This window comes from Microcoleus sp. S28C3 (genome assembly GCF_036700785.1).
Taxonomy (GTDB): domain Bacteria; phylum Cyanobacteriota; class Cyanobacteriia; order Cyanobacteriales; family Microcoleaceae; genus Microcoleus; species Microcoleus asticus.
This window is the reverse complement of sequence record NZ_JAUBPO010000216.1, coordinates 1-4,831: the sequence shown is the minus strand read 5'-3', so window position 1 is coordinate 4,831 and position 4,831 is coordinate 1. Positions and strand designations below refer to the sequence as shown.

General features: G+C 45.0%; 3 protein-coding genes and 2 pseudogenes. 2 read left to right on the top strand and 3 right to left on the bottom strand.

Annotated elements, in window-relative coordinates:
• Window positions 1–190 precede the first annotated feature (190 nt).
• Window positions 191–982 carry a hypothetical protein gene (locus QUA13_RS31560; protein ID WP_333204912.1) on the bottom strand — a complete coding sequence of 264 codons (792 nt, stop codon included), beginning with the start codon at window positions 980–982 and terminating at the stop codon, window positions 191–193.
• A 138-nt stretch (window positions 983–1,120) separates the two neighbouring features.
• Window positions 1,121–2,440 carry a 3-isopropylmalate dehydratase large subunit gene (locus QUA13_RS31555; protein WP_333184198.1) on the bottom strand — a complete coding sequence of 440 codons (1,320 nt, stop codon included), beginning with the start codon at window positions 2,438–2,440 and terminating at the stop codon, window positions 1,121–1,123.
• A 101-nt stretch (window positions 2,441–2,541) separates the two neighbouring features.
• Between QUA13_RS31555 and QUA13_RS31550 the strand changes: the two are divergent.
• Window positions 2,542–3,153, top strand: a pseudogene (locus tag QUA13_RS31550) (Uma2 family endonuclease).
• A 179-nt stretch (window positions 3,154–3,332) separates the two neighbouring features.
• Window positions 3,333–4,163: a PEP-CTERM sorting domain-containing protein gene (locus tag QUA13_RS31545; RefSeq protein ID WP_333204910.1), complete on the top strand. Its 831-nt coding sequence runs from the start codon at window positions 3,333–3,335 to the stop codon at window positions 4,161–4,163.
• 84 nt (window positions 4,164–4,247) lie between these two features.
• Here the strand turns inward: QUA13_RS31545 and sfsA are convergent.
• Window positions 4,248–4,760, bottom strand: a pseudogene (gene sfsA / locus QUA13_RS31540) (DNA/RNA nuclease SfsA); the annotation flags it as partial.
• Between the last annotated feature and the right edge of the window lie 71 nt (window positions 4,761–4,831).

Genomic DNA, 4,831 nt, shown 5'->3' with positions numbered 1-4,831 from the left:
CGTTGCCGTTGGAGTATGGACGTTTGCCGGTCTTTGGGCGAGCGCACTTTTTGACCTGCTTAGTCTAAACTCCAAATGTCAATCGACAATCGGAAAACAAGAACCGCTGTCCGGGCTTTGCCAAGCCAAAAATAGTGTTTTCAAAGCAAATCTCCTGTCAATTCAAGCAGTGCACACCTTATTTTTACTTTTAATTAATAATAATTTTTTGCAATTCTTGCCGAGTTTTACCGTCGATTATCTCTTTACCAACATTGGGTTGGCTGACATTCACTCGGACAAAATCAATACCGTCTTTTTCGGTAAACTTCCGATCGCCATCCGAGTCTTTTCTAATAGTGAGAAAAATTCCGCCGCTTTTTTCATCAAATACCCAACTCATTAACTGGGTATCGGGCGGAGTTATTGCCTGAAGCGATTTGCCTCCCAAGTTAGATAAATATCCAATAATTGCGTCCGCCCTGTCAAGTTTGCCATCAGCATTTGTATCGCTATCTATGATGTGAAATAACAGCCACTGATTCTGAGGCTTTCTGGATACTTTCTGGGAGCGGTTTTGCTTTGGTTGATTTGTTTGTACATTTCCCTCGCTTGGATTTTCTGGTTCTTGTTTACCTAACAAATATTCAAATTTGGATATTAACGCTTTTTTGTTTAATAAAATATTAGATTCTCCGCTATTTTTGTTATAAAAAATCATATTATAACCAACTATCCCGCTACCCCTAGACTCTTCATAAGAATCGTATATTGGTGATACAGTGGGAAATCCCGCTTGTTTTTCATCGCCCGATAAAGTAACGGGAATCATCATATATTCTGATTCATAGTCAAATATCAAATCGCCGTAACCAACCTGCAATTTTTGCTTTTCTGCTACCTTTTGTGCTTGAGTTACTGTCGTAGTTGAACTGCATGATAGGGCAACAGCTAATAGGACAAATGCGGCAGACATCTTGCGTAAAATCTGATGAGTTACCATAAATTTTCACATTTGAGATAGATAGTTATTTTGATTTTATTCTAGTTATCGTGTCTACATCATTCATACAGATTTGTAGGGGTAGTGCCAAGAGTGCCTACCCCCGATCTGGGCAACCACGGGGGGATTGCCCCTACCTTATAAGAATTCGCGCGGATCTGTGACGTGACCAGTCAGCGCCGAAGCCGCCGCCGTGTAAGGCGAAGCTAGATAAACTTGCGCTTCTTTGTTCCCCATGCGACCGGGGAAATTGCGGTTAGTTGTAGACACGCAAATTTCGGGTTCGTTCATCCGCCCGAAAGTATCTTTCGGGCCACCCAAACAAGCGGCGCAAGAAGGCGCTGCGGGTTCGATGCAGCCGGCAGCTAAGAAGATTTCCGAAAGTGTTTGACCTTCGTATTTTGTGACAAACAAATCTTCGTAAACTTTCTGAGTTGCTGGTACTAAATAAGTCGGAACTTTGACTTGATTTCCTTTCAGAATGCGGGCGGCATTCAGGAAGTCGGAGGTTTTGCCCCCGGTGCAGGAACCGATGTAAACTCGATCGATCTTGACATCGCGACAGTTGCGGGCTAAGTCGCGGTTGTCGGGGGAGTGCGGTTTGGCGACGACAGGTTCTAATTTGCTGACATCGTAGGTGCGATCGCTATAAAACTTAGCATCCCCATCGCTGTAAAATGAATCGAAGGGTTTGTCAGTCCGCGAAGTAACGTAATCAAACGTAGTTTTGTCGGGCGCAACCGTGCCGTTTTTACCGCCAGCTTCGATTACCATATTGCACAGCGTCATCCGTTCTTCCATCGTCAAACGTTCAACTGTATCGCCGGCAAATTCCATCGTCCGGTAGTTAGCACCCGCAACGCTAATATCACCAATAATCTGCAAAATCAGGTCTTTTGCTAACAAATAATCCGGCAGTTCACCGTTGAATACAAAGCGCATTGTCGCCGGAACTTTGATTAACAGTTTGCCGGTTCCCATGATAAAAGCCGCGTCTGTATTGCCGATACCGGTGGCAAATTGTCCGAAAGCGCCGGCATTGCAGGTGTGGGAATCTGTGCCGAATAGCACTTCGCCGGGTCGGGTGTGGCCTTCTTGTGCTAGCGCGATGTGGCAAACTCCTTTGTAGTCGGGATTTGCTTTGAAGTCCGATCGATCCGTGATGTCGTAAAAGTATTTTATCCCTTGTTCTTTGGCAAAATCGCGGAGAATATCGACGTTGCGGTTAGCGCGTTCGTCGTTGGTGAAAATGTAGTGGTCGGGAATGAGGACGATTTTGTCCGGGTTCCAGACTTTAGCATTCTCACCGAATTCGCGTTTGAAAACGCCAATAGTGCCGGGCCCGCAGACATCGTGGGTCATCAACACATCTGTTTCTACCCAGATGTTTTCTCCGGGCTCGACTTTAGTGCGGCCTGATGCTTTAGCTAAGATTTTTTCGGTCAGGGTCATTCCCATAGTGCGATCGCTCTTTTTTATTAGATGCTACAAGTGTATTGTAAGCGAAACATTATCTTAAAATAGAAATTATCAGGTCTCAAAGATCGGGAGTAATGACGATGACCTTGCTAACCTTACCCCTAAAAGTTAATCTCGATCGCGTTCAATTTACCGATGAGCAGTTTTATCAACTCTGTCTCAGCAATCCTGAATTGACGATGGAGCGCGATGCTGAAGGAAGGTTAATTGTTATGTCTCCTGTTGGCGGCGATAGCGGTAGTCGCGAGATGTAGCTCGGCGGTGAAGTTTATATTTGGAATCGCCAAACCCAACTAGGTAAGGTGTTTAGTTTTTCCACGTTATTCAAATTGCCCGGTGGAGGATCTCGTTCTCCTGATGTAGCATGGGTATAGTTGTTTCGCTGGGAAGCACTGACTCCAGAACAACGACAGAAATTTCCCCCCATCGCGCCGGATTTTGTAATTGAACTGCGTGAAGCGAAGCTATCCCGTAGGGAATCGCCATCGGACAATCTGCAAACCTTACAAGATAAAATGCTGGAATACCTGCAAAGTGGGGTGCGGTTGGGTTGGTTGTTTAATCCACAGAATCAGCAGGTAGAAATTTATCGACAGGGACAAACAAAAGAGATTCGCTCTTTACCAACACAACTTTCTGGAGAAGATGTTTTATCTGGAGTTGTGCTGGAAGTTCCATTATTTACAGATTGAACGAAATGTTTAGTACAGCGACTATTACAAAACTCTGCGTAATTTTATGTGTTGTTAAATAGTTATAGTGAATTCTCAGGATGTAAAGTATATTAGACATCGACCTAATTTAAACATTCAGTTTGGATGCGACCAGACTTTTGTAATAATTTGTGGAAAGGTTGATGGGAGGAATTATTATGATTTGTGACAAATTTCAACACTTCAAAGTGCAGCTATTGGAAAGCGATCGCCTGCCGGAATTTGTACCTATAGAAAAAACAACGCGATCGCTTAAAATATCCGCTGCGGGAACTGCGATCGGCACTCTGCTGATTCTATTAGCACCGCCAGTTGAAGCTGTTAATCTGACATTCGTGAGCGATCGCGCGGCCTTGGGAGGTACAGATCGCGTTGATTGGTCGATTTTAGGGCCAGTCCAGCCGCCGTTTAAAGTATTGTCCAACTCCTTCTCAGTCACCTCGGAACAAGGACTGGGAGTTAATGTCAATATTCCCCCGGCTGCAAATCCAGGAGTGACGCCTCCTTTACTTTTTCAAACCTTGCCTTCACCAGGCATTCCCACCAACTTTGCCAGCGGCGATTTCATTTTGTTGACTGGTTTAAGACCAGGCCCGCAGCCAGCAGTAGGAAACCCTGGCCCGCTGACGATTACCTTCGATCGCCCCGTGGCGGCCGCAGGAACGCAAATAGCGGTAGATGATACTTTTCTCTTCACTGCATCGATCTCGGCATTTGACAGCGCTAATAATTTGTTAGGCAGTTTCTCAACCCAGGGAACATCCTCATTAGCACTAGATAATTCGGCTCAATTTCTCGGCGTTCGCAGCGATGCTGCTAACATCTCGCGGCTCGTCTACAGCAGTTCTGAGGGCGATCGCGCCTTGGGAATTAATGCCCTCAGCATTGCCGAAGCAGTGCCTGAACCTAGCAGTATGGCTGCCACGATCGTTGCAGGATTGGGATTGTTGGCCGTCAAAATTAAGAGGCGATCGCTCTTGGTTAAATGATAGTTTTACCAGGCCCGGTTGTTGATGGCGAGCGGGTTTTAATTGTGGATGCAAAAAAATTAATAATATAAGACGATCGTGTCATCACACATCAAGCTTTGCCAACCCCAAATAGCGAATGCCTTCCGGTGTCACATTAAAACGACATGGCAAAATCTCTACACCTTCACCCATCGCCTGTCTGAACAATTCTCCGTAAAGGCGATCGGCACTATCCCCGGGAGCAAAATCAGTACAATCCCCGCGATTGATAAAATACAGCATTACAGCCCTCGCACCCTGCCGCACCACTTCGATCAATTCTCTCAAATGTTTCTGTCCTCTTTCTGTGACTGTATCGGGAAATAAAGCCAAGTTTTCTTTTGCCCAAGTTGTATTTTTAACTTCCAGAAAAATTGGTTTAGTATCGCCAGTCAACCAAAAATCAACTCGGCTTTTTTTGTCTAGCCCGTAAACAACTTCTGGTTGAATTAAACTGTAATTACCCAACTCGGGAAACAAGCCTAATTCCAAAGCTAACTTAATTACTCGATTCGGCAAACCCGTGTTAACTCCCACCCAAGTTGGTTCGGTGTCGCACAGTTTAATTAATTGGTAGTGCCCTGAAGGAAAGGATCGAGTAAGTTACTATTAGAGAGAAGTGTTTATCATAGTGTGATATGACAGTA